Below are 26625 nucleotides of genomic sequence, written 5' to 3'. Positions count from 1 at the left end.
GAGAAAGCCGAGGGAGTCTGCGCGAGCGCAGCGGCGCCTTCAACCGGCTATAGCCGTCATGGAGTGCGAGCTGCGCGCGCTCAGGCGATCGACGCAGTCGATTGCTGCTCGCAGCGCTCGAGCAGCGCGCCAAGACCCACGCGCAAGGCACGCGCGAGCTTGGCCGCGGTGTCGAGCGACGGCATCGCGTTGCCGCGCTCGACGTCGCCGAGGTACGTGCGATTGAGCTCGGCCAGCGCGGCGAGATGCTCCTGCGACCAGCCCTGGGCCTCGCGCAACTCGCGCACCGTGCGCCCGAAGCGCCCGCCGATGCCGGTCATGCAGCAACCTCATCCGCTCGCTGCTGGGTGCTCGCCTGGGTCACGTGGCTGCCCGCAGGCACGCTGTGCGTGAGCCACACGTTGCCGCCGATCGTCGAGCCGCGGCCGATCGTCACACGGCCGAGGATGGTCGCGCCGGCGTAGATGACCACATCGTCCTCGACGATCGGATGACGCGGCAAACCCTTGCGCAGCTCGCCGTTGTCGTCGGCCGGAAAGCGCTTCGCGCCCAGCGTCACCGCCTGATACAGGCGCACGCGCTCGCCGATCACCGCGGTTTCGCCGATGACGACGCCCGTGCCGTGATCGATGAAGAAGCCCGCGCCGATGCGAGCGCCTGGATGGATGTCGATGCCCGTTCGCGCATGAGCCAGCTCGGCGACGATGCGCGCCAGCAGCGGAAGCTCCAGGCTGTACAAGCGGTGCGCGAGGCGGTGGTGGATCACCGCCGTGATGCCGGGATAGCACAGCAGCACCTCGTCGACGCTGCGCGCGGCCGGGTCGCCGCGGTAGGCCGCGAGGACATCGGTGTCGAGCAGCTCGCGGATGCCGGGCAGCCCCTGCGCGAATTGCCGCACGATCGCCTTGGCCCGTGCATCGAGATCATCCGCACGGCGGCCATCGAGCCGGGCAGCGTACTGCAGCTCCAGCTGTACCTGCGCGCGCAGCGTGTGCAGCGCGAGGTCCAGCGTGTGGCCGACGAAGAAGTCCTCGCCCTCGCGATTGAGCTGCGGCGGTCCGAGCCGCAGCGGGAACAGCGCCGAGCTCAAGGCGTCCACCGCCTCCGCGACCTGAGCGCGGTCGGGCAGCTCGCGCACGGCCAGCTCCAGCGGCCGCTGCTGCGCGCTGCGCCAGCACTCGCGCGCCTCCCGCAGACCGGCCACCACGTCGTCCAGCTCGAACAGGCTCATGAATCCCCCCGTTTGTCGTTTCGCGGCGGTTTCCAAGGCCACGCAAGGCCTCCGTGGACCTTGGGCAGCGAGCGCCTTCAAAGCGGCAGTGCGCCGCCCACTGCTTGTTCAGTCTTGTGCCCACGGCAGGCCGCGATGACGCCAGCCGTCGAAGTGGCCACGCTGCTGCTGCGCATCGAGCTCGCCTTCGAAGCCCTCGAGCACATTGAAGACGCTCTGGAAGCCGGCCTTGGTCGCCGCCTCGGCGGCAAGTGCCGAGCGCTTGCCGCTGCGGCACAGCAGCAGCACGATGGCCTGCTTGCCTACCTTGGCCTCCAGCTCGCGCACGAAGCGCGGATTGCGCGTCAGGCTCGTGCCGGTCGCCCAGGGCACGTGCAGGCTGTCGGGCACGCGACCCACGAATGTGCGCTCCTCGGCGGAGCGCACGTCCACCAGCACCGCCTGGCCGCTGCGGGCCAGCGCCCATGCGTCGGCCGGTGCCACGCCGCCCGAATAGGGCAGCTTGGCTTCGCGTGCAAGCGAGCGTGCTTCCTCCAGGACGCTCGGGCGGGGCAGTTCGACAAGCAGGGCAGTCATGGGTCGTTCCTTTCGATTTCGGGATGAAGGCTATAGACGCCAATGCGTACGGGAAACGAACGAAATCGCGCTTGCTTATCTGCCTCGTGCTGGTTGTCCGGCGAAGCAGCCGCCAGCGCGGCCCGAGCCCGATCAGTCGAAGTCGACCAGCGCCTCGCCGGCGCGACGCATCAGGTCGATGCGATCCCAGCAAGGCGCTGCAGCCGCTTCGAATCCTTCGATGAGGAGCGCTTCGCGCTGTCCATCGAAGGCAGGCTCGGTACAGGCGGCGATCAACGCACGTCGCAGCGCTTGCACCTCGTCCGGCGGCCGGCGGCGCGATGTCACCAGCGGCAAGCCCGGCGCGGCCGCCGTGCTGCCGACAATGCGCAGTCCCTTCAGCAGCTCGGGTGCGTGCAGTCTGAAAAGAGCCAGGCTGACGCAGTCGACCGCAGCGATGTCGGCGTGCCCGTCCCGAACCAGCGCGATGGATTCGCGATGCGATCCCGATCGGACCGCGCGGGAGAAGAACCGTCCTCGGTCCGCCAGCGGCGCCACCAGCGCGCGCAGCGCGTTGCATCCCGAGTGGGACCCGCGCGCGTTGAACGCTGCCACGCGCCCGCGGAAGTGCTCGATACCCCGGCTGGCGTCCTGCTCCCGCGCCACCAGCTCGCTACGGTAGTCAATGCCCTCGCAGCCCGGTGCTGCATAGCGGAATGCGCCGACGACCTCGACCGCATCCGCGAGCCCTGTGACCAGCGGGTATCCGCACGCCTGGCTCAGCAGCAGCGTGGGGTCGCGCCAGTGCGCGTTCAGATCTTGCGGCCATTCGACCCGCGATGGCACTCCCGCGAGCCCTTCGGCGCGCATGGCGCGGGCGAGGCAGCGCCACCAGGCTTGCACCGCGTCGCGATCGACGTCGTACATCGGCAGCGATGCACAGCAGTCGCTCATGGGCGGGCTTCCGGATGGATCGGTGAATCGATGGGCCTCAGGGCATGGCGCCGCATCAGCGCGCCGTAGCCGTGGACCAGGAAGCGTCCGTTGCGATGCAGCACACGATCGCGATCGGCCAGGTAGTGCGCCCGGATGCGGTACCACGGTACGTGGGGTGCCTCATGGTGGACCGCATGGTAGTTGTTGTTGAGGAACAGCAGCCGCCAGAACCATCCGGCTTCGTTGATGACCACACGGTGGGCCGGATCGTTGGCCGGCCGATGCTCGTAGAACGAGCGCAGCATGGCCAGGCCGAGCGCGGGGTAACCCACGCCGAACAGGTACTGCACTGGCCCGATCCCGGCGTAGCGATGGAGTCCCCACAGCAATGCGCCCAGCAGCAACAGGTGCTGCGCCCACAGGCGCGACTGCGAGAAGTCGCCGCGCCATGGCTTGCGGACGATGTCCAGCCAGAGAGGGACGATGACGAGGGCGGGGCCGAGCAGCACGCGGCCGGCAACCGTGCGTTGCGCGAACCACAATGGCCTGAACCAGCGCGGCATCTTGGCGAAGTCGCCAGCCGCGATGTAGTTGCTCTCGGGATCGATGCCGGGCAGCGTCAAGGTCTCGTCACGGTGGTGGGCGAGATGTGTGGCGCGGTAGATGTCGTACGGGTACCAGACTGCGAGCGGCAGCAACCCGAGCCATCGGTTCACGGCCTGGTGTCGCGTCGGATGACCGTGCAGCAGTTCATGCTGGAAGCTCATGAACCAGCACGCGAGGATCGCGAGCACGACACAAGCCGGCAGCGGACCGAGCGCCTGGGCATGCCGCGCGGCGAGCAGCCAACCGCAATGGATGGCCGCCATCAGGCCCCAGGTCGGCCACTCTGCGTGCGACGGATGGTCGGGTGATGCGGGCGGCATGGTGGCCAGACCGTACCCGCCACCGCAGCCGAAGCCAACGAAGCAATGAGCGGTTGCTTATGCGGGGCGATGACCCGATATCGATATGCGGCGATCTTGTTTAACAAGCGGAAGCCCCATGGCTACGCTCCCGGCCACTCGTCATAACAAGTCGTGCCGATGAAGTCGAACACCGCCGAGCTGATCCCATTGCCCAGTGGCCCGCTGCACGCGCAGATCAAGAACACGCTGCGTGCGCGCATCCTCGACGGCAGCTGCGCGCCGCTGTCGCAGCTGCCCTCCGAGAGCGAGCTGGGCGCGAGCTTCGGCGTCAGCCGCATCACGGTGCGCCAGGCGATGGCAGATCTGCAGCGCGAAGGGCTCATCTACACGTTGCAGGGCAAGGGCAGCTTCGTCTCGCGGCCCAAGGCGTTCCAGAACGTCAGCAGCCTGATGGGATTCGCCGAGTCGATGTCGGCGATGGGCCACGAGGTGGTCAACCAGCTGCTCGACCTGCGCTTCATCGCGGCGGACGCGCAGGTGGCTCAGCGTCTGCAAATGGCAGAGGGTGCGGCGGTGACCGAGATCCGCCGCGTGCGCCTGCTCGACCGGGAACCGGTGTCGCTGGAGCTCACCTACGTGCCGGCGCCGCTGGGGCGCAAGCTCGCCCAGGCCGATCTGCTCACACGCGACATCTTTCTCATCATCGAAAACGAGTGCGCCCTGCCGCTCGGCCATGCCGATCTGAAGATCGACGCCACGCTGGCAGACGCGCAGATGGCCGCGGCCCTGCGCATCGGCGAGGGCGCGCCGGTGATGCGCATCGAGCGACTGACGCACGACACCCATCACAGGCCGATCGACTTCGAGTTCCTCTACTTCCGCGCCGACACGTTCCAGTACCGGCTGCGCGTCGACCGCCAACGCCATCAGGACGCCTGACATGCAGACCTTCGAGCATGAGTTCGATGTTGTCGTGGTCGGCGGCGGCACGGCCGGCCCCATGGCCGCCGTGAAGGCGAAGCAGGCAAACCCCGCCTTGCGCGTGCTGCTGCTGGACAAAGCCAACGTCAAGCGCAGCGGCGCCATCTCCATGGGCATGGACGGGCTGAACAACGCCGTCATTCCCGGCCACGCGACGCCGGAGCAGTACGTGCGCGAGATCACCATCGCGAACGACGGCATCGTCAATCAGAAGACGGTGATGGCCTACGCAGCGAACAGCTTCGCGATGATCGAGGAGCTGGACCGCTGGGGCGTTCGCTTCGAGAAGGACGAGACCGGCGACTACGCCGTGAAGAAGGTGCACCACATGGGCAGCTACGTGCTCCCCATGCCCGAGGGGCACGACATCAAGAAGGTGCTGTACCGCCAGCTGAAGCGGGCACGGGTGGAGATCACCAACCGGCTGGTGGCGACGCGCCTGCTCACCGGCGACGACGGGCGCATCGCGGGCGTGATGGGCTTCGACTGCCGCACCGCCGACTTCCACGTCATCCGGGCCAAGGCCGTGGTGCTGAGTTGCGGCGCGGCAGGGCGCCTGGGCCTGCCGGCTTCGGGCTACCTCTTCGGCACCTACGAGAACCCGACCAACTCAGGCGACGGCTACGCCATGGCGTATCACGCCGGCGCCGAGCTCTCGGGCATCGAGTGCTTCCAGATCAACCCGCTGATCAAGGACTACAACGGGCCGGCCTGCGCCTACGTCACCGGCCCCTTCGGCGGCTACACCACCAACGCGGCGGGGCAGCGCTTCATCGAGTGCGACTACTGGAGCGGCCAGATGATGTGGGAATTCCACCAGGAGCTGCACGGCGGCAAGGGCCCGGTGTTTCTCAAGCTCGACCACTTGGCCGAAGAGACGATCTCGACGATCGAGACGATCCTGCACACCAACGAACGGCCCAGCCGCGGCCGCTTCCACGCCGGGCGCGGCACCGACTACCGCGAGCGCATGGTGGAAATGCACATCTCCGAGATCGGCCTGTGCAGCGGCCATTCGGCGTCCGGCGTGTGGGTCGACGAGCACGCGCAGACGACCGTGCCCGGGCTCCACGCCGCCGGCGACATGGCCTGCGTGCCGCACAACTACATGCTGGGCGCCTTCGTGTATGGCCGCCTGGCGGGCGAGAGCAGCGCGGAGTTCTGTCAGGCGCACGACTTTGCGCCGCTGGACGGCGCGCAGGTCGAGCAGGAGCGTGCGCGCGTCTGGGCGCCGCTGCAGCGCGAAGACGGCCTGCCGCCCAACCAGGTCGAATACAAGCTGCGCCGCATGGTCAACGACTACCTCCAGCCGCCGAAGGTCACGCGCAAGATGGAGATCGGACTGGAGCGCTTCGAGGCCATCCGCGAGGACCTGGAACGGCTCAAGGCGAGCGAGCCCCATGAGCTGATGCGTGCCCTCGAGGTACATGCGATCCGCGACTGCGCCGAGATGGCGGCGCGCGCGTCGCTGTACCGCACCGAAAGCCGCTGGGGGCTGTATCACGCGCGCGTCGACTTTCCAGAGCGCAACGACGCCGAGTGGTTCTGCCACGCCCAGCTGAAAAAGGGCGAACGCGGCGAGATGCAGAGTTTCAAGCGCCCGATCGAGCCCTACATCGTTCCCGTCGCCGACACCGAGCGCGACGCCTACCGGCGCCTGCGCATCGCGACTCCGCTGGGCGCCGTCCCCGCATGACCTCAACGACAGGAGAAACGCGCATGCAGATCCTCGCGCCCCTCGCCTTCCACCCCAGCGCCGTTCCCGTCACGGTCGATGCCGACAAGTGCATCGCCGACAAGGGCTGCACCGTCTGCGTCGACGTCTGTCCGCTGGACGTGCTCGCCATCGATCTCGTCAAGGGGTCGGCCTACATGAAGTTCGACGAGTGCTGGTACTGCATGCCCTGCGAGAAGGACTGCCCGACCGGCGCCGTGCACGTCGACATTCCCTACCTGCTGCGATAGACGACAACCGGAGAGAGACCGTGAACCTCATCAAGCCCTTGAGCGCCTTGCTGCTCGCCGGCGCGCTGGCCGGCGCGCAGGCCGAAACCATCCGCGTGGCCATCGGCACGCAGGACACCACGATCAACTGCGCCACCGGCGGCCTGCTGATCCGCGAGCTGAAGCTGCTGGAGAAGTACCTGCCGCGCGACGGAAAGTACAAGGACGTCACCTACGACATCCAGTGGAAGAACTTCACTTCCGGTGCGCCGCTGACCAACGAGATGGTGGCCGACAAGCTCGACATCGGCTCGATGGCCGACTTCCCGGGCTCCAACAACGGCGCTGCCTTCCTCAAGGCCGGCAAGCAGAGCCTGTTCATCACCGTGCTGTCGGGCAGCACGCTGGGCAGCGGCAACGGCATCGTGGTGCCCCGCGACTCGAAGGTCACGCTGCTGTCGGAACTGAAGGGCCGCACGATCTCGGTGCCCTTCGCCTCCACGGCGCACGGCATGCTGCTGCGCGCGGTGGCTGCGCAGGGCTGGGACCCGCAGAAGGACGTGAACATCATCACCCAGGCGCCGGAGGTCGCAGGCCCGGCGCTGCAGGCCGGCAAGATCGAGGCGCACGCCGACTTCGTGCCATTCGCCGAGCTCTTCGAGCACCGCGGGATCGCGCGCAAGATCTACGACGGCTCGCAGGCGAACACCCCGACCTACCACGGTTCGCTGGTCAACGCCGAATACGCGCGCAAGCATCCCGAGATCGTGATTGCCTTCCTGCGCGCGGCGCTGGAGGCCGATCGGCTGATCGCCGCAGAGCCCGAGAAGTACAGCGAGCTGATCGAGAAAGTGACTGGCATCGATGCTGCGGTGAACTATCTCTATCACGGGCCGCTGGGCCTGCAGACGCGCGACTTCACCTGGAAGCCGGAGTACCGGCAGGCGCTCAGGACTTCCATCGAGACGCTGAAGCTGATGGGCCGCGATTCGACGCTCAACGCCGACACCTTCGTCGACGACCAGTACATCCGTGCGGCCTTCAAGCAATCGGGCCTGAGCTACGAGGCGCGTCTGGCCCAGCGCGACAAGCTGCCGCTGAAGGCCAACGACGCGGTCACCGGCAGGTCCATCGCCGACGTGCAGCGCGCCGCGGGCATCTGGGTGCGCGGCGAACCCAAGGTGAGGCATTACGCCAGCATCGAGAACTCGCTGGCCGACCTGCAAAAGATCGAGCGCGCCGGCGGAGCGGCGCGTGCGGTGTACGTGCACGACCTGATCCACCGCATCAAGCTGCTGGCGCCCACGGCGTGGTACGCGATCGACGCGAAGGGGCAGCTCAGTGCGTTCCTGCAGAAGGATGCGGCCGCGGCCTATGCCGCCGCCAACAAGGGGCGCGTGCTGGACTTCGCCGGCGCCCGGTCGGCGGCAAAGGTCTCGCTGTAGATCATGAGCGCAGTGCCTTCCGCGGCATCCCTGCCGCTCGCCAACCCGCCGGCGGCGAAATCGCCCCCGACCCGCTGGGCGCGCAAGTCGCTGCAGCTCGCGTCGTTGGCCGTGTGCGTGCTGCTGTGGCATCTGGCCGCCGCGCAGCGCCTGAACCTCGGCCTCGTCACCTTCGCCAACGTGCCGCCGCCGGCCGAGGTGTTGAACGCCGCATGGCAGCTGCTGCAGTCCCCGAAGCTGGGCGCGCACCTGGCGAGCAGCCTGATGCGCATCGGCTTCGGCTTTGGCGCCGCGCTGATCGTCGGCGTGGGATTCGGGCTGCTGATCGGGCGCCTGCGCTGGGCGCGCACCGCGCTGCTGCCGCCGCTGGAGGTGCTGCGCCCGATCCCCGCGGTCGCATGGATTCCGCTGGCGATCCTGATGTTTCCGTCGTCCGAGGGCAGCATGGTGTTCATCACCTTCACCGGCGCGGTGTTCCCGATCCTGCTGAACACCATCCACGGCGTGGAAGCCATCGACCCGCGCCTCGTCGCCTCGGCGCGCAGCCTCGGCACGCGCCGCTGGCGGCTGTTCGCCGAGGTGATCGCGCCGGGGGCGGCGCCCAGCATCGTCACCGGCTTGTCGATCGGCATGGGCACCTGCTGGTTCTGCCTGGTCACCGCCGAGATGATTGCCGGCCAGTACGGGATCGGCTACTTCACCTGGGAGTCGTACACGGTGCAGAACTATCCGAACATCGTCGTCGGCATGCTGGTGATCGGCGCGCTCGGCATGGGCAGCAGCGCGCTCATCCAATGGGCCGGCACGCGGCTGATGCCCTGGTACCGGCCGCAACGGGAGCTGCGATGACGACGTTGGCGGCGCCGCACGGCGGCCACATCGCGATCGAGCACGTCAGCATCGAGGTGGGCGAAGGAGCAGGGCGCTTCGAAGTGCTGCACGACGTGTCGATCGCTGCAGCGCCGGGAGAGTTCATCTGCCTGCTGGGTCCCTCGGGCTGCGGCAAGTCGACGCTGCTCGGCGCACTCGCCGGCCATCTTCGCGTGGCGCGTGGCGCGTTGCGGCTCGATGGCGCCGCCATCGAAGGGCCCGAGCCCGAGCGCGGCCTGGTGTTCCAGCAGCACACGCTGTTTCCGTGGAAGACGGTGCTCGACAACGTCGCGTACGGACTGAAGATGAAAGGCGTGGACCGTCCCACGCGCGAACGCGAGGCGCACGCCCTGATCGAGATGGTGGGGCTGGCCGGCTTCGAGCGTCGCTATCCGCGCGAGCTCTCCGGCGGCATGCAGCAGCGCGTGGAGATCGCCCGCGTGCTCATCAACCATCCGCGCGTGCTGCTGATGGACGAGCCCTTCGGCGCGCTGGATGCGCTCACGCGGGTGCGCATGCAGGAGCTGCTGCTCGAGCTGTGGGCCCGCCTGGGGCCGACCGTCGTCTTCGTGACGCACGACATCGACGAGGCGCTGTTCCTCGCCGATCGCGTGCTCGTGCTCAGCGCGCGTCCGGGCCGCATCGTCGAGGAACTGTCGGTTCGCTTCGAGCGGCCGCGCCGCGCCGAGCACCTGACCCATCCCGACTTCGTCACGCTCAAGCGCCGCTGCCTGGCCTTGCTGCGCCATGACGATCACGCACCCGCGCACGAGCGGCTGACGCCGCTCGGACCGACGTCCGCGGCGCCGCAATGGCGCTTCGCCACCTGATGCCATGACCCTCGTACCGACCGATACCGATCCGCAGGTGACCGACCTGCAGCAACGCCTGGCCAGCACCGACGCCGGTGTGCGGCGCGTGGCGCTGCTCGACTTCGCCGACGTGGAGGACGAGACGCTGCTGCCGGCCATCGCCGCGCTGCTGCGCCAGGATCCCGATCCCGCGCTGCGGGCCGAGGCGGCCCGTGCGCTCGCTGGGTGGGACGATGGCAATGTGGTGGACGCGCTGGCCGATGCGCTCGCCGACGAGCCGGGGGTCCGCGAGGCGGCTGCGCAGGCGCTCGCCGAGCTCAAGGACGCTGCGGCCGGGTCGCGCCTCGTTCATCGGGTCGGCCACGAGGACGGCTTCGTCTGCGCTGCCGTGCTGCGGGCACTGAAGGAACTGCGCATCGCGGCCGCCGCCGGGCCTGCCACGGCAGCGCTGGCGCATGCCGATGCGGCCGTTCGCCGCGAGGCCGTCGGGGTGCTCGGCTGGCTCAGGCATGCACCGGCGCTGCCCGAGCTCGCGCATCTTGCCCAGGGCGATGGCGACGCCGAAGTGCGCCGCGCGGCGACCGGGTCGCTCGGCCTGGCGGATCCGGATCGAGCGGCGTCGGTGCTGCCCGCGTTGTGCGCCGCCCTGCGCGATGCCGCCTGGCAGGTGCGGGAAGAGGCCGCCACAACGCTGGGCAAGCTGGCGCAGCCCTTGGAAGCGGGCGCGCAGCGAGCCGCCGCCTGCTCGGCCTTGCGCCAGGCGATGGAGGACGACTACTGGCAGGTACGTCTGCGTGCGGCGCGATCCCTGGGCCGCCTGCGCGATGCGACGTCCCTTCCGGTGCTGATCGAAGCGCTCACGCACCGTGCCGGCAACCTGCGCAAGGAAGCCGCCATCGCGCTGGGCGAGGTGGGTGACGTGCGCGCGCTGCCCGCGTTGGACGCTGCCGACGCGGACCCCGATCCGGAAGTGCGCAAGGCTGCGCGCATCGCGCGGCAACGGCTGCAATGAGCGCCGCTCCGTTCCCCGAGGCGATCGAGCTGGAGGTTGCGCATCTGCGGCTGCGATGGCCCGATGGCGACACCGTCCTTCCTGCGCAGGCGCTGCGAGCCGAGTGCCGATGCGCCCACTGCCGCGCGGCCCTGCTGGGCGGGCATCCGTCGCCGGTCTATCGAGGCATCGCGCTGACGGATGCAAAGCTCGTGGGGCAGTACGCGCTGCAGCTGAGCTTCAGCGACGGCCATGCGCGCGGCATCTATCCTTGGCCGTTGCTGCGCGAGCTGGGCTCGCGCGGTACTGACACGTCACCATGACAACCATCTCCCAGCCCCTTGTTTCGGCCCCTGCATTCCTCGAAACACGGCAAGGGCATGTGCTGGACGTACGGGACCGCTCCGAGTACGACCAGGGGCATGCACCGGGAGCCGTGCATCTGGACATCAAGCGCTGGGAGCGGCTGGCTCGCACGGGCGACGGTGCGCTGCAACGGGTCGATGTCTGGGAGTCCGAGATCGGTGCGCTGGGCATCGATGGCCGCAAGCCGGTCGTCGTCCACGACGACGGACGCATGACCGAGGCCGCGCGCGCCTGGTTCATCCTGCAATGGCACGGCGTCGACGTGCAGGTGCTGGATGGCGGCTGGCCGGTGCTTCGCGCACTGCAGGGCTTTGGACCCGAGCAAAGCGCGAATACGCCGACACCCGTTGTGTACAGGCGTCCCGCGTCCCATGCGCCGACGGTGAAGCTGATCGCACGGGATGAACTGCGCGAGGCATTGGACGGCGACGTGCAGGTGCTGGATGCGCGCACACGCAATGAGCATGTCGGCCAGGACCTCCGCTCGAACCGCCGAGGCGGACACCTGCCCGGAGCCCGATCGGTGCCCCATGCCGAACTGCTCAAGGCCGATGGAACGTTGAAATCCGCGGAGAAGCTGCGCGAGAGGCTGTCCTCCGCCGGCGTGTCTGCCGACCGGCCTGTGGTGACGCATTGCGATGCCGGTGGCCGTGCGGCGCTGGCGGCACTGGCCGCGGTCGTCGCGGGGCACCGCGACGTGCGCGCGTATTACCTGGGCTTCTCGGACTGGGCGGCGGACGGGGCCTGCCCGGTGGTCAAACCTTAGCAGGCTGTTGAAGTCGCCCACGCGCTGCGACTCGGCGGCGGCTGGAGGTTCTTGCTCGAACTCGCACGCCACGGAGATCGCACGACGGCGAGACCTCATGCGCTGATCACATGAGCTTGCGCGCGCCCGTTCGTTGCCGCACGGGCGACCCGATCCTATGGTGTGCGTGTCTGCCCTCGCGGGGCAATGAGCTTCGAACGCCACATGCACACCATCTTTTCTCGCCCAAGACGCATCGCCGCTTTGCCTGGCCTGCTGCGCATCCTCTTCATCGCCGGCTTCGTCATCGCGCACCCGGTGGCGTCGCATGCCGACGTCGTGACAGACTGGTACGCGACCGCCACCAACGTCACCGCGAACAACCCGCCGGGCGGCGTCTTTGTTCCTCGCCATCTGGCGCTCACGCACCTGGCCATCCACGACGCGCTGAATGCCATCGATCGGCGCTACGAATCTTTCGCGGTCGCCGTGAAAGCGCCCACCGGTGCATCGCCCGATGCCGCCGCGGCGGGTGCGGCGCATGCTGTCCTGCTTGCGCTGTACCCGTCGCAAAAGCCCGCGCTGGACGCGGCACTCTCGGCCTCGCTCGCCAAGGTGCCCGAGGGCGCGGGCAAGACGGACGGACTGGCCGTGGGCAAGGAAGTGGGGGACAAGCTCGTCGAGCTCCGCCGCGACGACGGGTCCGCGCGCGACGTGTCCTACACGCCGCTTGGCACGCCCGGCACGTGGAAGCCGACGCCGCCGAGTCCTTCGCCGCTTGTCATTGCGCGCTGGCCGCAAGTGAAGCCGCTGTTCCTGCGCAGCGCAGACCAGTTCAAGGCGCCGCCCCCGCCCGACGCGAAGAGCGAGCGCTACGCGCGCGAAGTCAACGAGGTGAAGCGCCTGGGCGGCGTGAACAGCAGGGAGCGCACGGCCGACCAGACCGCGGCGGCCATTTTCTGGGTTGCACAGACCTGGCATCCCTTCCTCGAAGTGGCCAGACAGGAGGCCGAGCGGCGCAAGTTCGGCGTGCACGACAACGCGCGCCTGTACGCGCTGGTCCACGGCGCGAGCCTGGACGCCTACATCGTCGGCTACGGCGTGAAGCTCATCCACCATCAGCAGCGTCCGGTGACGGCCATTCGCGAGGCGGCGAACCTCGGCAACCCGCGCATCGAGGCCGACCCCGACTGGCTGCCGCTGGCACAGACCCCGCAGCACCCCGACTACGTGTCCGGCCACGCCATCCAGGCCGCCAGCTACGAACGCATCCTGCAAGCCGTCTTCGGCAGCGACGCCCTGTCGGCGCCTGCCTCCGCGGTATGGCCCGCGGGTACCGTGCGCCGCGTCTACACGAGCTGGTCGCAGCTCACCCGCGAGGACAACGACGCGCGGATCTGGGGCGGCATCCATACCCGCTCGGCCACGGACGGCGGCGACCAGCTCGGCTGGCAGATCGGTGACTACATCGTGCGCAACGTTCTGAAGCCCGTGGCGCACTGAGGCAGCGCGGGTCGCACAAGCACAGACGGAATTCTTCGTTTACAGGCGCCGCACCCGGAGGAGACACTCGATCGACGATGTCGATATCCCACTTGATCCGCCTCGAAGGCCTTGCCAAGACCTACAACCTCACCGATGGCCAGCAGCTCCACGCCGTGCGCGACGTGTCGCTGCAGGTGCTCGAGGGCGAGATATTCGGGCTGATCGGCACGAGCGGCGCCGGCAAGTCCACGCTGCTGCGCCTCATCAACCTGCTGGAGCGTCCCGACGCCGGGCGTGTCTTCGTCGGCGAGCGCGAGCTCAGCGCCTTGTCCAAGCGCGAGCTGCGCGATGCGCGCCGCGGCATCGGCATGATCTTCCAGCAGTTCAACCTGCTGCAGAACGCCAGCGTCGCGGACAACGTGGCCTTTCCACTGAAGCTGAACGGCGGCCTGACCAAGGACCAGGTCGCTCAGCGCGTGCGCGACTGCCTCACGCTTGTGGGCATCGCCGACAAGGCGGACAGCCATCCAGCGCAACTGTCCGGCGGGCAGAAGCAGCGGGTCGCCATCGCGCGTGCACTCACGACGCGCCCGCGGCTCCTGCTGTGCGACGAGCCGACCTCGGCGCTTGACGCCGAGACCACGGGCGCGCTGCTGGACACGCTGCGCGAGATCAACCGGCAGTTGGGCGTGACGATCGTGATCGTCACGCACGAGCTGTCGGTCGTGCAGCGTCTCTGCCACCGTGTCGCGGTGATCGAAGACGGCGCCGTCGCCGAGCAGTTCGCTGTCGGCGCTGTGGGAAGCGCGCGGCGGACGGCGCTCGGCCGAACGCTGTCGCGCCTGGCGGCCTTCGACGACAGCCTGGGGGCCGGGCTGCGGGAGGCGCAGCATGCCTGAGAACATCGCCGCGATCCTGCCCGAGCTGTGGCTCGCCGTGGGGCAGACGTTCTTGATGCTTGGCATCGGCCTCGCGGCCGCGCTGTTGATCGGCGGGCCGCTCGGCATCTGGCTGTTTCTGCTCGGGCCCGGCCAGCCGCTGGACAACCGCCCGGTGTTCGCCGTCGTGAACTGGCTGGTCAACACAGTGCGGTCCTTTCCTTTCATCATCCTGCTCGTCGCGCTGGTGCCCGTCACGCGTGTCATCGCCGGCAGCTCCATTGGCCCGGTGGCCGCCGCCGTGCCGTTGTCGTTCGCGGCGATCCCGTACTTCGCGCGCCTGGTCGAGCAGACGCTGCGCGAAGTGCCGCGCGGCGTCGTCGAAGCGGCGCACGCCATGGGAGCGAGCGAGCTGCAGATCGTGTGGCACGTGCTGCTCGTCGAAGCGCGATCGGGCCTGGTGCTCGCGCTCACGGTGCTGGCGATCAGCTTCCTGTCGTACTCGGCGGTGGCCGGCGTCGTGGGCGGCGGCGGCATCGGCGACCTGGCGATCCGCTACGGCTACTACCGCTTCCAGACCGACGTGATGGTGCTCACCGTGGCGCTGCTCGTTGCGCTGGTGCAGCTCATCCAGTTCACCGGCGCCGCAATCGCGCAGCGCCTCGACAAACGATAGACCCCTGACAACGGAGAAGAAACCGACCATGACATTGACCCGCCGCGCCCTCCTGCTGCTGCCCAGCCTCGTGCTGGCCGACCTGGCCCACGCAGAAGACACGATCAAGATCGCCGTCACCGCGGGCCCGCATGCGCAAATCGCCGAGGTGGCGAAGAAGGTCGCCGAGCGCGAGGGCCTCAAGCTGCAGATCGTGGAATTCAACGACTACATCCAGCCGAACGCGGCGCTCGACGCCGGCGACGTGCAGGCCAACAGCTACCAGCACCTGCCTTTCCTGCAGACGCAGATCCAGGCGCGCGGCTACAAGATCAGCGCGGTGGGCTACACGGTCACTTTCCCGATGGGCTTCTACTCGAAGAAGTACAAGTCCCTCGCAGATCTGCCCAAGGGCGCGAAGGTCGGGATCCAGAACGATCCGTCGAACAGCGGCCGTGCGCTCGCCTTGCTGCAGAAGTCCGGCGTCATCAAGCTCAAGCCCACGGCGGGGATCTCGGCGACGGTGGCCGACATCGTCGACAACCCCAAGGGCCTGCAGATCGTGCAAGTCGAGGCCGCGCAGCTGCCGCGCTCGCTGGACGACCTGGACGCCAGCGCGATCAACACCAACTATGCGGTGCAGGCCAAGCTCGTGCCGACGCGCGACGCCATCGCGATCGAGGACGCGAAGGGCCCCTACGCGAACCTGATCGCGGTACGCACTGCCGACAAGGACAAGCCCTGGGTGCCCAAGCTGGTGAAGGCCTTCCAGTCGCAGGAAGTGCGACAGCTGGTGGAGGGCAGCTTCAGCGGGTCGCTGGTCGCGGCGTTCTGACGCGGGGCCGGCTGCTCAGCGCTGCACGCCCCAACGCCGAACCGTGAGCCGCTCCAGCGTCGCGAACGCCAGCCCCTCGACTGCGAGCCCGATCAGCACCACCATCGCGAGGCCGGCAAACACGCGGTCGGTGTAGAGCTCGTTGCGGTTCTGGAAGACGAACCAGCCGAGGCCGCCCTGTCCCGACGAGGCGCCGAAAACCAGCTCGGCGGCGATGAGCGTGCGCCAGGCGAAGGCCCAGCCGACCTTCAGGCCCGACAGGATCGAAGGCAGCGCGGCCGGCACGAGGATGAACAGCACATAGCGCAGGCCGCGCAGGCCGTAGTTGCGTCCGGCCATGCGCAGCGTCTCGGGCACGCCCTGGAAGCCGGCGTAGGTGTTCAGCGCGAGCGGCCACAGCACGGCATGGACCAGCACGAAGACGAGGCTGCCGCGGCCGAGGCCGAACCACAGCAGGGCGAGCGGCAGCAGCGCGATGGCGGGCAGCGGATTGAACATCGCCGTCAAGGTGTCCAGCAGATCGCGGCCGAGCTGCGTCGACACCGCCAGGCTGGTCAGCGCGAAGGCGCTGGCGACACCGAGTGCGTAGCCCTGGCCAAGCACGGCCAGGGACAGCGCCACTTTTGCCGGCAGCTCGCCGCTGGCAGTCGCTTCGACGAAGGCGACGGCGGTCTGCCAGAAGCCGGGCAGCAGGAGGTCGTTGCCTTGCCAGCGCGCCGCGATCTCCCACAGCAAGGCCACCGTCGCCAGGATCAAGCCCTTGCGCAGCGCGCCGTGCCGCCACAGCCGCTGCGTCCAAGGCAGCGGGCGATCGGCCGGGGCTTCCTGCACGGCCTCGAGCGGGCGCGCGTATTCCGGTCGCAGCGGCGGCATGACGGCACTCATGGGGTGGTCGCTTCCTTCTCGAACAGCAGGTCGTGGATGCGCTGCGCGCTCGCCTGGAACTCCGCGCCGCCCAGGCTGTGCAGCCCGTACTGGTGGCTGTTGAGTTCGGCGCGCACGCGACCCGGGTGCGGGGACAGCAGCAGGATGCGGTTGCCCACCACCAGCGCTTCCTCGATCGAATGGGTCACGAACAGCAGGGTGAAGCGCACCTCGTCCCACAGCGCGAGCAGCTCCTCCTGCATGCGGCGGCGCGTCAGCGCGTCCAGCGCCGCGAACGGCTCGTCCATCAGCAGCACCTTGGGCTGCATCGCCAGCGCTCGGGCGATCGCCACGCGCTGCTTCATGCCGCCGGACAGAGTGTGCGGGTGCGCATCGGCAAAGTCGGCCAGGCCGACCTTGCCCAGGTAGTGCAGCGCGCGCTCCGCAGCCTCATTGCGCGACAGCGTGCGCGACGCGAGCAGCGGGAACATCACGTTCTGCCTCACCGTCTTCCAGGGAGGCAACTGGTCGAACTCCTGGAAGACGACGATGCGGTCGGGCCCCGGCTCGCGCACGGGCTGGCCGTCGAGCCGGATCTCGCCTTCGCGCGGCGCGATGAAGCCGGCCACGGCCTTCAGCAGCGTCGACTTGCCGCAGCCCGAGGGACCGAGCAGGACGAAGCGGTCTGCGCCGTGCACATCGAAGCTCACGCGGTGCGTGGCCCGCACCACACGCTGCGGCGTGGCGTATTCGAGCGTGACCCCGCGGACCTCGAGCAGCGCCGCCACGGCTAGTTCGCCGCTCCGTTGTGCGCGTCGTCGAAGAAGTAGTCCTTGGCCGACGCGGGCTTGTTCTTGATCGCGCCGACGCGTGCCATGAAGTCGGCCAGCGTGTAGGTGTTCTGCGGCGTCAGCTTGAACTGCACTTCCGGGTTCTTGATCACCTTCAGCACCAGCGCGCGATCGATCCTCGAGTTGTTGCGGCGCACGAAGGTATCGGCGGCGTCGTCGGGATTGGCGGCGACGAACTGCGCGGCTTCGGCCAGCGCATCGACGAAGGCCTTGTAGGTTTTCGGGTTCTCGGCACGAAACTTCGTCGTCGCATACAGCACGGTGGCCGAGGCGGGGCCGCCGAGCACGTCGTAGGAATTGAGGACGACATGCGCGCTCGGATTGCCGGCCAGGGACTGTTCCTGGAACGGCGGATTGGCGAAGTGCGCGCTGATCTCCGTGCCGCCCTTGATGATGGCCGCGGTGGCGTCGGGGTGCGGCAGTGCCACCTGCAGCTTGTCGAGCCGGTTGTACTGCGCGTCACCCCACACTTTGGCCGACGCGAGCTGCAGCACCCGAGACTGCACCGACACGCCCACGGCGGGCACGGCGATGCGATCCTTCTCGCCGAAGTCGGCGATGGTCCTCACCTTCGGGTTGTTGCTCACCAGGTAGTAGGGGAAGTTGCCGAGCGAGGCCACGCCCTTGACGTCCTGCCGGCCCTTGGTGCGGTCCCACAGCGTGAGCAGCGGGCCGACGCCGGCTGCGGCGATGTCGATCGAGCCGCTGAGCAGCGCATCGTTGATCGCCGCGCCGCCGGACAGCTGCGCCCATTCGACCTTGATGTCGACGCCTTGCTTCTTGCCGTGCTTCTCGATCAGCTGCTTGTCTTTCGCCACGTCGAGCAGCAGGTACACGATGCCGAATTGCTCGGCGATGCGCAGCTGGCCTTCGGCGCGAGCGGGCAACGCCGCCGCGACTGTGGCGGCAGCCAGTGCAAAAGCCGCGAAGCGCCGGCGGGCGAAAAGCTTGGATGTCATGGGCATGTTCATTCAATAGGGCACGTCGCCTTCGATCGTCGTGGGTAGAGCTTGCGGCGCTGGTCGTCGGGGCAGCCGGCCGCCAGGTGCATCAGCGAGCGGTTGTCCCAGAAGACCATGTCATGCGGCCGCCAGCGATGGCGGTAGAGGTGCTCGGGCTCGACGCTGTGCGCGAACAGCGCATCGAGCAGCTCGCGGCTCTCGTCATCGCTGACGCCGAGCAGACGCGTCGTGAAATGCTCGCTGACGAAGAGGGCCTTGCGGCCAGTCTCGGGATGCGTGCGCACCACCGGGTGGGAGACCGGCTTCACCTGCGCGATCTGCTCTGCTGTCAGATTCGGCCGCCAGGGGCTGCGGCGCTGCAGCTCGGCGTACTTCGCGAGGTAGCTGTGCTCGGCTTTCAGTCCTTCGACGCGGCGCTTGAGCGGAACAGGCAGCCTGTCCCAGGCCAGATGCATGTTGGCGAACAAGGTGTCGCCTCCGCTGGCGGGCAGTTCCTGAGCGTGAAGCATGGAGCCGAGGCTCGGCCTTTCCTTGTACGACAGGTCCGAGTGCCAGTAGTGGCCCGCATCGCCCAGGCCGACGGGCTGGCCGTTCTCCTTGATGTTGGAGACGATCAGCACCTCGGGGTGGCCGGGCAACTGGAACTGGTGCAGCACATGGATCTGCAAAGGCCCGAAGCGGCGGCTGAACTCGATCTGCTGACGGGGCGTGATGCGCTGGTCGCGGAATAGCAGGACGTGATGATCCAGGTGCGCGCGATGGATTCGCGCGAAGGCCGCGGCGGAGAGGGGCTTCGCCAGATCGAGCCCGATCACCTCTGCGCCCAGAGGCTCGCCATCCAGAGGGCGAATGTCGAAATCGGGATCGGTGCGGTCAGCAGGCAGGGCAGACATGGCAGGCGGCTACAGAGGGAGCGCCCGACTCTAGGACTGCATATCTTGTTCGGCAACGAAGCGAATCGCTGTTGCATTGCCGTACGGCGCATAAGCGATGGGCGCCCTCTACGGTTGATCGTCGCAGGGCCACTGATCGAGCTGGCGCAAACGGCAGCGATGTGCGCTCAGCTGGCTTTCGGCAGTGACGACTCTTCAACGGGACCCGGCCAGAAGGCGACATTTGCCTCAGCAAACCGGCCAACGCCGGTAGTCGGCAGTGGACCGTTGGAGGCCGCACAGCCCCGCGCGTCACGAGGCGCCGGACGTATCGCTTAGCCATCGGGGGCCAAGGAGCCCTCGGCTTGGTCTGGCGCTCCAAGACTGAAGTCAGTAGCAGGCGAGCTTGACAACCAGCCTTTCCAGGAACTCGTCGCAGCGCTTGATCTGGGAAACCTCGACGTACTCATCGGGCTTGTGCGCCTGTTCGATGCTGCCCGGCCCGCACACCAGCACCGGCGCATTCAGGTGCTGCCGAAACAAGCCTCCTTCGCTGCCGTACGCGACCTTGATCTTCGGCGTTTCGCGAGGCAGCGATGCCGCCACCGCATCCATCACGTCCGGCTCGACGCAGGCCTCGAGGCCCGGGTAGGCGGTGACCTGCTGGATCGTCGGCAACTCGGCCCGCGCACGGCCATCGCGAGCGTCCGCCGCCATCAGCTTGCGCGTGTGCTCCAGGCCGAGCGAGAGCAGGTCGTCGGCGCTCTCGCCGGCGACCGTGCGGATCTCGAAATCGACGACACACTCGTTCGGCACGATGTTGAGGGCCTTGCCGCCGCCGATCTTTCCGATGTGCAGCGTCGAGTACGGGATGTCGAACTCGGGGTCTTGCCGGCCGTACGCGGCCACCTCGTCCTGGGCGGCGCGCAGGCCTCGCACGAAGTCTGCCGCGACATGGATCGCATTGAGATACGCAGGCGCCCGCGACGAGTGCCCTTCCCGCCCGCAGCACAGCGCCTGGAACGCGGCCTTGCCCTTGTGGCCCGTCGCGATCTGCATCATCGTGGGTTCGCCGACGATGCACAGCATCGGCCGAAGCGAGGTCGTCGCGAGCGCCTGCCCTTCGACCGGCACCACGTCGGTGTGGCCAGAGAGAACGATGCCTGGCACGCCGTCGGGCCCGGTCGTCGCGAACAGGTTCGCACGCGTTCCGGATGCCTCGCGAAAGAGCGTCGATCGGATGCCCGCCTGCGCCAGCCGCTGCTGCACGTACTCGATGAGCGCGATGTTGGGCGTCAGCGAGACCGACGGAAACCCGATCAGCCGATCGAGCAACCCGATGCTGTCGTTCTGAGCCATGGATCTGAGCGACATCGGCTGGGTCGCGTCGCGCGCCTACTACCTGCGCTGGCCCAGGGCACGGCCGGCCCCTGAACGCCTGCTCCTGTTTGCAAACTGGCTGGCCGAGCAAAGCAGGATCGATGGCGGACCAGATGTCAAGGCGCATGCAGGTGAACCGACAAGCGAGGTGCGACACGGATGGCCGGCCTGACTGCGATTCGAAACATCACGACAGCGTCATAGCTTGGTCGCCGCGCGGCGACGTCACATGGACATCCTCGTTGCCCATTCGAGATCCATCTTCACTGTGACATCCATGCGAATCAGACACCACCTTCTCAGCCCGATGCTCGCCCTGCTCGTAGGCGCATGCGGGGGCGGCGGCGACACCGGAACGTGGCGCCATGACCAGGCCCAGGGTCCGGCCGCATTGATCACGGCAAGCGCCGAGGATGCGGGCGTGCATTGCGCCAGTGGCGGCATCCGTATCGACGCAGGACTGGACGCAGACCGCGACGGCGCGCTGGGCGCGGGCGAGGTCGGCAGCACTCAGTACTTCTGCCGCGCCAGCGCCGCTTCCGCAAGCGGTGTCGGCATGAACACGCTGGCGCAGATGCGTGACGAGCCCGCCGGCATTCACTGCCCGAGCGGTGGCAAGTCGGTCCATGTCGGCGTCGACAGAAACGACGACGGCTTGCTCGGCGCGGACGAAATCGCCAGCACCGGCTACGTGTGCAACGGCATCGAAGGCGCCAACCGCATCAACACGCTGGTCGACATCGCCGCAGCGGCCGACATGTCCACCTGTCCGCTCGGCGGCAGGAGGGTCCGCACGGGCCCGGACCGCAATGCCAATGACGTGCTCGATCCGGACGAGGTCAGCGCCACCGGCGAGGTTTGCAACGCCGAACCATGGACCTTCGTCGCCGACGCCGCCGTGGTGCAGGCCGATGCCAACTGGGGCTACATCGCTGCCAACGACGCGGCGCAGGTGGCGGTGAGGTTGCCGGCCGAGCCCGCCATCGCTCCCGGCGACGTGGTGCGTGTCCGCGGCGTCGGTGCCGCCGGCTGGCGCATTGCACAGAACGACGGGCAGGCGATCGACACGAAGGATCTGGGCGGCATCGCAGGCGCCGCATGGCAATCTCACGACCCCCACGCGCTCTGGCTCTCCGTGGCCTCGTCGGCGAACGGCATGAGGCTGCTGGCGGGAGCCTACGGCTATGTCTACACCTCAGGGGATGGCGGTTCGAGCTGGACGGCGCATACCGACATGGTCGGCGCCTGGTATAGCGTGGCGTCATCCGCGGATGGCGAGATGCTGCTGGCGGTGGACGTCATGGGCAACATTCAGTTCTCCAGAAACGGCGGCGCGAGCTGGAACGTGCGGACACACCAGCCGGCCAGCTCTCGGGGAACCGTGGCCTGCTCAGCAGACGGCAGGAACATTGTCGTGGTGTTCCAGGACGGTTCGATCGACAGGTCGAGTGATGGCGGCGATACCTGGACTCAGACGACCTCTGCGCAATACTGGCGCGGTGTTGCGGCCTCCGAGAGCGGCAGCAGGTTGGTTGCCGTGACCGGGGACGGCGAGATCTACATCTCGGAAGACTACGGCGCAAGCTGGTCACTGAGTGAATCCATCGGGAAAGATCTCCACGGCGCGGCCAGTTCTGGGGACGGCAGCAGACTGATCGTGGTGGCGCGTTCGCGCTCAGGCCAGCAGATGTACACGTCTGCCGACCATGGCGCGACATGGTCGCCGCGCGGCCCCGGCAGCAGTTGGACCAGCGTGTCGAGTTCGTTCGACGGCATGAGGCTGGCTGCTTCGGACGGCGCCGGCAAGATCTGGACCTCGGCCGACGGCGGCGTCGGTTGGACATTGCTGAATACCGGCTTCACCACGGCGGCTGTGGCGCTGTCTTCCGACGGAAGCAAGCTCGTCTCGGGCGATTCGAGCACACGCAGCGGGCCGATCTACACCTCCATCGCGTCGACGACACGCGGGCAGACCGGCTCCATCAGCGGCGGCCAGACGGACACCATAGAGCTGCAATACCTGGGCAACGGCATGTTCAGCGTGCTCAGTCACGAGGGCCAGCTGGCCATTCAGTGAGGTTGTTGACGACCGCATCGGAAGAAACGCCCGCGCCCGTCGCCGACACATTCGCCCCGGCCTCAGGCGTGCCGCCCGGGGCATTCCCCGGCGCTTGCGGGGCGGTTTCATGGATCTTCTGCTCAATGCAATTGAGGTCCATGTACTTTCGATGCCGTCCGCCAACCAGGTATTGAGTCCTGCAGCTTGCGCATCCATTCCGGAAGGTCGGGATACAGGTTCTTGATGTCGAACACGTCCGCGTGAAGTCATAGACCTATCTTGCCGGCCGCACCGATCGCCCAGGATGTTGGAGCGATCCCGGTTGCCAAGACGATTGACCTGGACGAGCACACCGCGCGGGAGCTTCGTGTGGCGGCCAAGCGCCGGCGAGTTGAGACTCGGCTTCAGCAGCGAGCGCTCGTGGTCTTGCTGGCCGCCCAGGGCTGGCAGGACATGGACATCGCGGTCGAGGCCTTTGATCGCCGTCACGCGGGCGAAGGCAGCGCTCGCCGCTACCGGGAGATAAGTACAGAACAGAGGGGCCTACTGCACTAGCTTGCAACTCGCGACGCCAACTCAAAATGGATAGGCCTTGTAGCCTGCCTTGTCGACGATGACGTCAGCCTTGCCAATAATCAGAAAGCCGCCTCCCGCCCCCCGCTTGACAGTCACCTCTTCGTAACCCACCACACCCAGATTCATGCCATCGGTGATCGGCTTTCTGTCTAGAAGCAGCTTGGCGACGCGGTTCGCCGCCATCCCGGCATGTCGTGGATCCCAGAAGCCGATGCCCTTGACCGCACCTGACTCCAGAAGCTTGCCGGCGCGGCTCGGCAGCCCCGTGCCGTAGACGCAGGTCGTGGCTTGCAGGCCGGCCTCCTCAATGGCACGCCCGATGCCGATGACGTCGCTCGAGGCCGACCCCTGGAAGCCCTTGATGTCGGGGTGCTGGCGGAGGATCTCCTTGGCTTTTCGGTACGCTTGCTCGGCGTCGTCGTTCGACTCGTTTGGAGAGCTCACCATCTCCATCCCCGGGTGCTTCGCCGCGTTGGCCGTGCCCGCTTCGATCCATAGGAGGTGCGTTCGACTGCGACGTGTGCCCACGAAGGACGCCCACTTGCCGCGGTAGCCCATGCACGCGGCCATGCGTTCGTTGAGGGCGGTGCCGAATGCGACGTTGTCGACGGCCTCGAGGTCGGCCATGGTGTGGACCTGGTTGTCGGCCTCGTGTGTGACGACGACCATGCCGCGCTGCAGTGCCCGCCGCGACACGGCTTCAATGGCACCGGGGTCGGTCGGGACGATGACGAGCGCGTCGATGTCCTTCTCGGCAATCAGCTCTTCGATGACCCGCAGTTGCTCGTCGGCGACCGCCTCAGTCGGTCCGGCCAGGCGAGTGACGACCTTGGAGCTGCGAGCGAACTCGTCGACCCCCTCCTTCATGCGATCGAACCAAGGGATGCCGGTGATCTTGACGACCGTGGCGATCGTCTGGGGCCGACGCTCTTGCGCAGCCAGTGGGCCGGCGCTGGCTGCGCAACCGATTGCGACGCTGAGCGTAACGAGGGTGAAGACGCGATAGCGGAACATTGACTCTCCTCCGGCAGCAAAACGTACGATGCTGCCTGCAGAGTGCCAAGCACGCTATGACGGAGATCCGTCGAAGGTCCGACATACTTGTTGCGACTTCACCGCGTGTCTGAACTCGAGCCAGCGATCGCGTTGCCCAAGCGCAGCCCTGCAGCCTGGCGTGGCCGCCGCCGCCAACAAGCTTGCGCGAATGACATGAGCCACGCTCGAAGGCTCCAAGCGCATATACGCTGCCGGTCGGACCGCGCGGCCTGGCCGATGCCGTGCTGCTGCACGATCCGCCAACGCCTGCCGAGCTGGAGCGGGCGATCGAGGTCGTCGAGGACGGGGCGCCTGCGCAGTCGTCGGCCTCACCGGGTTCGGGGGCCACGCACGCGGCTTGATTCGACTGCTGTTGCTTGACTAGGTCGATCGCGACACGGCCTTGCGCGCTTGTTCAACCAGCGCCAGGATCAAGCGTGTCCGTACCGATGCGCGTGGCCAGATGATCCCGAAGCGGCGACGATACGGCTGATCGGCCAGCGGCAATCTCGCGACACGGAGACCGCGCCACCACTGCACCGATGCATCGGGTGCGAGCGAGACGCCGAGACCGCGATCGACGAGCATCGCGATCGCGGGCAGCGAACTGAGCTCGAAGCGCTCGTGAGGAACGATCCCGGCCTTGCGCAGGTAGGCGTCGGCCTGCTTGCCGCCTCCGAGAATCCGGTTGTACCGAATGAAGGGCTCTTCGCGCAGCAAGGCGTGCGCATCGCGCTGCCCCCATCTGGCCGGCGCCATCACCACCAGCGGTTCCTCGCACAGCTGTTCCCAGCTCAGCGTCTTGGGCATCACGAACGGAGGGTGCAGGCAGATCGCCGCGTCCAGCTCGCCGCGCAAGACGGCGTCGTAGAGTTCCACCGACAAGGCGGAGCGGATCTCCACCCGTGCATCCGGATAGACCTTGACGAACCCGGCGAGGATTTCGGGCATCAGGCTGTGCAGTGCCGTGTTGATGGCGCCGAGCCGCAGTTCCCCGGTGGCTGCGTCGTCGTTGATGGCCGCCTTGATGTTTCGCAGGTCGCGCAGGATCGTGCTGGCTCTGTCCACCAGCCGATGGCCCGCCTCGGTGGGCACCACCGTCCGTCCGGCACGGGTCAGCAAACGCGTTCCCAGCTCGCGCTCCAGCAACTTGAGCTGGTGCGCGACGGCGGCCGGCGTGACCTCCAGGCGGCGAGCGGCCTCGGACATGGAGCCTGACTCGACGACGAGAACGAAGGTGCTGAGGTAGCTCGTCTCCATGTCAGTGACTCCTGGACTTGATAACGGCATTATCAAGTGATCAAACATCACATCCATATGTTTTTGGTGTCGCGTTGCCCATACTGAATGCATGCCGACCCACAATTACCTCCCTGTCCGCGAAGAGTGGCTCCAGCGCCATCGAGAGGATGTTCTCGAGCCTGCTCTGCCGATCGTCGATGCGCACCATCATTTCTATGATCGACCGGGCTGGCGGTATCTGATGGACGAGTACGTGGCGGACACCCGGTCTGGCCACGCGGTCCGCGCCTCGGTGTACATGCAGGCGCTGACGCGCTACCGCGCGTCGGGTCCCGAGGAACTGAAGCCGGTCGGCGAAACGGAGTACGTCGCGGAAGTCACCGCAACCGCTGTTCCGCAGGTTGCCGCCGGCATCGTTGGCTTCGCGGACCTGCGACTCGGCGATGCGGCCCGGGATGTCCTCGAAGCCCACCTCGAAGCCGGTCGCGGTCGCTTTCGCGGCGTGCGACACCTGACGACGTGGGACGCCGACGCATCGCTCGCCAATCCGCTCACCGCGGCACCCCAGGGTCTGCTGCTCGACAACTCGTTCCGCGCCGGTCTCGCGCAGCTCGCGCCGCTGGGTCTCACGTACGACGCATGGCTCTTCTTTCCGCAGCTGCCCGAGCTCATCGATACCGCCAGGGCTTTTCCGGACACGACGATCGTCGTGGACCACTGTGGAGGCATCGTGCGCATCGGCGCCTACGAGGACCGTCGCGACGAGGTGTTCGAGCGCTGGAGCGCCTCGATGCGCGAGCTGGCTCGCCTGCCCAACGTCCACGTGAAGCTGGGCGGACTCGGCATGCGCATCAACGGCTTCGAATTCGACAAGGGCGAGACGCCGCCTTCGTCGCAGGTGCTCGCGCAGACCTGGAAGCCCTGGATCGAGACCTGCATGGAGGCCTTCGGTGCCGACCGGTGCATGTTCGAAAGCAATTTCCCCGTCGACAAGGGCTCGTACAGCTACGCCATCGGATGGAACGCCTTCAAGCGGCTGACCGCGGGGTGCAGCGCCGGCGAGCGCCAAGCCCTGTTCGAAGGCACCGCGACCCGCGTCTATCGCCTTGACTGACGCGCGACCCTTTTCCTTTCACTTTCACACATC

At 67.7% G+C, this 26625-nt stretch carries 28 protein-coding genes and 1 pseudogene; 17 read left to right on the top strand and 12 right to left on the bottom strand.

Translation table 11 applies throughout. The annotated features are described in order from the left end of the window. Positions 1 to 80: 80 nt before the first annotated feature. The 5 genes from P7V53_RS24170 to P7V53_RS24150 form a co-directional block, all read right to left on the bottom strand. Positions 81 to 320 carry a helix-turn-helix transcriptional regulator gene (locus P7V53_RS24170; RefSeq protein WP_280152048.1) on the bottom strand — a complete coding sequence of 80 codons (240 nt, stop codon included), beginning with the start codon at positions 318 to 320 and terminating at the stop codon, positions 81 to 83. Continuing rightward, the gene (epsC, locus tag P7V53_RS24165) at positions 317 to 1231 is read right to left on the bottom strand and encodes a serine O-acetyltransferase EpsC (RefSeq protein WP_280152047.1); all 915 of its coding nucleotides are present in this window, start codon (positions 1229 to 1231) and stop codon (positions 317 to 319) included. The genes P7V53_RS24170 and epsC overlap by 4 nt, the downstream gene beginning before the upstream one ends. A 108-nt stretch (positions 1232 to 1339) precedes the next feature. Further along, positions 1340 to 1807, bottom strand: coding sequence for a rhodanese-like domain-containing protein (locus P7V53_RS24160; RefSeq protein ID WP_280152046.1), 468 nt, complete (start codon positions 1805 to 1807; stop codon positions 1340 to 1342). A gap of 132 nt (positions 1808 to 1939) precedes the next feature. Next, the gene (locus P7V53_RS24155; RefSeq protein WP_280152045.1) at positions 1940 to 2740 is read right to left on the bottom strand and encodes a PhnD/SsuA/transferrin family substrate-binding protein; all 801 of its coding nucleotides are present in this window, start codon (positions 2738 to 2740) and stop codon (positions 1940 to 1942) included. Beyond that, a complete protein-coding gene (locus tag P7V53_RS24150; RefSeq protein WP_280152044.1) occupies positions 2737 to 3648 on the bottom strand; it encodes a fatty acid desaturase in 912 nt (303 codons plus the stop codon). Before P7V53_RS24150 ends, P7V53_RS24155 begins: the two co-directional genes overlap by 4 nt. Before the next feature lie 159 nt (positions 3649 to 3807). On the opposite strand from P7V53_RS24150, the gene P7V53_RS24145 reads away from it, so the two are divergent. The 13 genes from P7V53_RS24145 (at position 3808) to P7V53_RS24085 (ending at position 15637) form a co-directional block, all read left to right on the top strand. Next, positions 3808 to 4569 carry a GntR family transcriptional regulator gene (locus P7V53_RS24145; protein WP_280152043.1) on the top strand — a complete coding sequence of 254 codons (762 nt, stop codon included), beginning with the start codon at positions 3808 to 3810 and terminating at the stop codon, positions 4567 to 4569. Position 4570: 1 nt separating this feature from the next. After that, a complete protein-coding gene (locus tag P7V53_RS24140; RefSeq protein ID WP_280152042.1) occupies positions 4571 to 6307 on the top strand; it encodes a fumarate reductase/succinate dehydrogenase flavoprotein subunit in 1737 nt (578 codons plus the stop codon). Between the two features lie 23 nt (positions 6308 to 6330). Then, entirely contained in the window at positions 6331 to 6576 is a 246-nt protein-coding gene (locus P7V53_RS24135; protein WP_280152041.1) for a ferredoxin family protein, read from the top strand. A 20-nt stretch (positions 6577 to 6596) separates the two neighbouring features. Beyond that, entirely contained in the window at positions 6597 to 8000 is a 1404-nt protein-coding gene (locus P7V53_RS24130) for an ABC transporter substrate-binding protein (RefSeq protein ID WP_280152040.1), read from the top strand. Positions 8001 to 8012: 12 nt separating this feature from the next. After that, positions 8013 to 8849, top strand: a complete 837-nt coding sequence (locus tag P7V53_RS24125) for an ABC transporter permease (protein ID WP_280156603.1) — start codon at positions 8013 to 8015, stop codon at positions 8847 to 8849. Beyond that, on the top strand, positions 8846 to 9700 hold the full coding sequence (locus P7V53_RS24120) for an ABC transporter ATP-binding protein (RefSeq protein WP_280152039.1): 855 nt from the start codon (positions 8846 to 8848) through the stop codon (positions 9698 to 9700). Before P7V53_RS24125 ends, P7V53_RS24120 begins: the two co-directional genes overlap by 4 nt. 4 nt (positions 9701 to 9704) lie before the next feature. After that, on the top strand, positions 9705 to 10694 hold the full coding sequence (locus P7V53_RS24115; protein WP_280152038.1) for a HEAT repeat domain-containing protein: 990 nt from the start codon (positions 9705 to 9707) through the stop codon (positions 10692 to 10694). Beyond that, positions 10691 to 10996, top strand: a complete 306-nt coding sequence (locus P7V53_RS24110; protein WP_280152037.1) for a DUF971 domain-containing protein — start codon at positions 10691 to 10693, stop codon at positions 10994 to 10996. The genes P7V53_RS24115 and P7V53_RS24110 overlap by 4 nt, the downstream gene beginning before the upstream one ends. Then, positions 10993 to 11805 (top strand): rhodanese-like domain-containing protein, encoded by an 813-nt coding sequence (locus P7V53_RS24105; RefSeq protein ID WP_280152036.1) that lies wholly within the window; start codon positions 10993 to 10995, stop codon positions 11803 to 11805. Before P7V53_RS24110 ends, P7V53_RS24105 begins: the two co-directional genes overlap by 4 nt. A 204-nt stretch (positions 11806 to 12009) precedes the next feature. Continuing rightward, entirely contained in the window at positions 12010 to 13287 is a 1278-nt protein-coding gene (locus P7V53_RS24100; RefSeq protein ID WP_280152035.1) for a vanadium-dependent haloperoxidase, read from the top strand. 77 nt (positions 13288 to 13364) lie between these two features. Then, positions 13365 to 14168: an ATP-binding cassette domain-containing protein gene (locus P7V53_RS24095; RefSeq protein WP_280152034.1), complete on the top strand. Its 804-nt coding sequence runs from the start codon at positions 13365 to 13367 to the stop codon at positions 14166 to 14168. Continuing rightward, entirely contained in the window at positions 14161 to 14823 is a 663-nt protein-coding gene (locus P7V53_RS24090) for a methionine ABC transporter permease (RefSeq protein WP_280152033.1), read from the top strand. The genes P7V53_RS24095 and P7V53_RS24090 overlap by 8 nt, the downstream gene beginning before the upstream one ends. A 28-nt stretch (positions 14824 to 14851) precedes the next feature. Continuing rightward, positions 14852 to 15637: a MetQ/NlpA family ABC transporter substrate-binding protein gene (locus P7V53_RS24085; RefSeq protein WP_280152032.1), complete on the top strand. Its 786-nt coding sequence runs from the start codon at positions 14852 to 14854 to the stop codon at positions 15635 to 15637. Between the two features lie 15 nt (positions 15638 to 15652). On the opposite strand, the gene P7V53_RS24080 is transcribed toward P7V53_RS24085, so the two are convergent. The 5 genes and pseudogenes from P7V53_RS24080 to P7V53_RS24060 all read right to left on the bottom strand — a co-directional run bounded on the left by P7V53_RS24080 (position 15653) and on the right by P7V53_RS24060 (position 20545). Next, positions 15653 to 16522 carry an ABC transporter permease gene (locus P7V53_RS24080; protein WP_280152031.1) on the bottom strand — a complete coding sequence of 290 codons (870 nt, stop codon included), beginning with the start codon at positions 16520 to 16522 and terminating at the stop codon, positions 15653 to 15655. After that, a complete protein-coding gene (locus P7V53_RS24075; RefSeq protein ID WP_280152030.1) occupies positions 16519 to 17289 on the bottom strand; it encodes an ABC transporter ATP-binding protein in 771 nt (256 codons plus the stop codon). Before P7V53_RS24075 ends, P7V53_RS24080 begins: the two co-directional genes overlap by 4 nt. A 2-nt stretch (positions 17290 to 17291) precedes the next feature. Next, entirely contained in the window at positions 17292 to 18311 is a 1020-nt protein-coding gene (locus P7V53_RS24070; RefSeq protein ID WP_280152029.1) for an ABC transporter substrate-binding protein, read from the bottom strand. A gap of 12 nt (positions 18312 to 18323) precedes the next feature. Next, positions 18324 to 19207 (bottom strand): annotated as a pseudogene (locus P7V53_RS24065) (TauD/TfdA family dioxygenase). 369 nt (positions 19208 to 19576) lie between these two features. Further along, a complete protein-coding gene (locus P7V53_RS24060; protein WP_280152028.1) occupies positions 19577 to 20545 on the bottom strand; it encodes a M20/M25/M40 family metallo-hydrolase in 969 nt (322 codons plus the stop codon). On the opposite strand from P7V53_RS24060, the gene P7V53_RS24055 reads away from it, so the two are divergent. The 3 genes from P7V53_RS24055 to P7V53_RS24045 all read left to right on the top strand — a co-directional run bounded on the left by P7V53_RS24055 (position 20544) and on the right by P7V53_RS24045 (position 23180). Further along, positions 20544 to 20738, top strand: a complete 195-nt coding sequence (locus tag P7V53_RS24055; RefSeq protein WP_280152027.1) for a hypothetical protein — start codon at positions 20544 to 20546, stop codon at positions 20736 to 20738. The two genes, P7V53_RS24060 and P7V53_RS24055, sit on opposite strands and share 2 nt — an antisense overlap. A 57-nt stretch (positions 20739 to 20795) precedes the next feature. Continuing rightward, positions 20796 to 22643 carry a sialidase family protein gene (locus P7V53_RS24050; protein ID WP_280152026.1) on the top strand — a complete coding sequence of 616 codons (1848 nt, stop codon included), beginning with the start codon at positions 20796 to 20798 and terminating at the stop codon, positions 22641 to 22643. Between the two features lie 261 nt (positions 22644 to 22904). Continuing rightward, the gene (locus P7V53_RS24045) at positions 22905 to 23180 is read left to right on the top strand and encodes a hypothetical protein (RefSeq protein WP_280152025.1); all 276 of its coding nucleotides are present in this window, start codon (positions 22905 to 22907) and stop codon (positions 23178 to 23180) included. Positions 23181 to 23201: 21 nt separating this feature from the next. On the opposite strand, the gene P7V53_RS24040 is transcribed toward P7V53_RS24045, so the two are convergent. Both P7V53_RS24040 and P7V53_RS24035 read right to left on the bottom strand, forming a co-directional pair. Continuing rightward, on the bottom strand, positions 23202 to 24215 hold the full coding sequence (locus tag P7V53_RS24040; RefSeq protein ID WP_280152024.1) for a substrate-binding domain-containing protein: 1014 nt from the start codon (positions 24213 to 24215) through the stop codon (positions 23202 to 23204). Between the two features lie 402 nt (positions 24216 to 24617). Beyond that, the gene (locus tag P7V53_RS24035; RefSeq protein WP_280152023.1) at positions 24618 to 25553 is read right to left on the bottom strand and encodes a LysR family transcriptional regulator; all 936 of its coding nucleotides are present in this window, start codon (positions 25551 to 25553) and stop codon (positions 24618 to 24620) included. A gap of 34 nt (positions 25554 to 25587) precedes the next feature. Here P7V53_RS24035 and P7V53_RS24030 point away from each other — a divergent pair, with 34 nt between their 5' ends. Further along, positions 25588 to 26592, top strand: a complete 1005-nt coding sequence (locus P7V53_RS24030) for an amidohydrolase family protein (protein ID WP_280152022.1) — start codon at positions 25588 to 25590, stop codon at positions 26590 to 26592. Positions 26593 to 26625: the final 33 nt, after the last annotated feature.

Origin of the sequence: Piscinibacter sp. XHJ-5 (assembly GCF_029855045.1) — a bacterium.
GTDB lineage: Bacteria > Pseudomonadota > Gammaproteobacteria > Burkholderiales > Burkholderiaceae_C > Albitalea.
The sequence above is the reverse complement of the archived record's forward strand: the minus strand, read 5'-3'. Positions and strand labels throughout refer to the sequence as shown.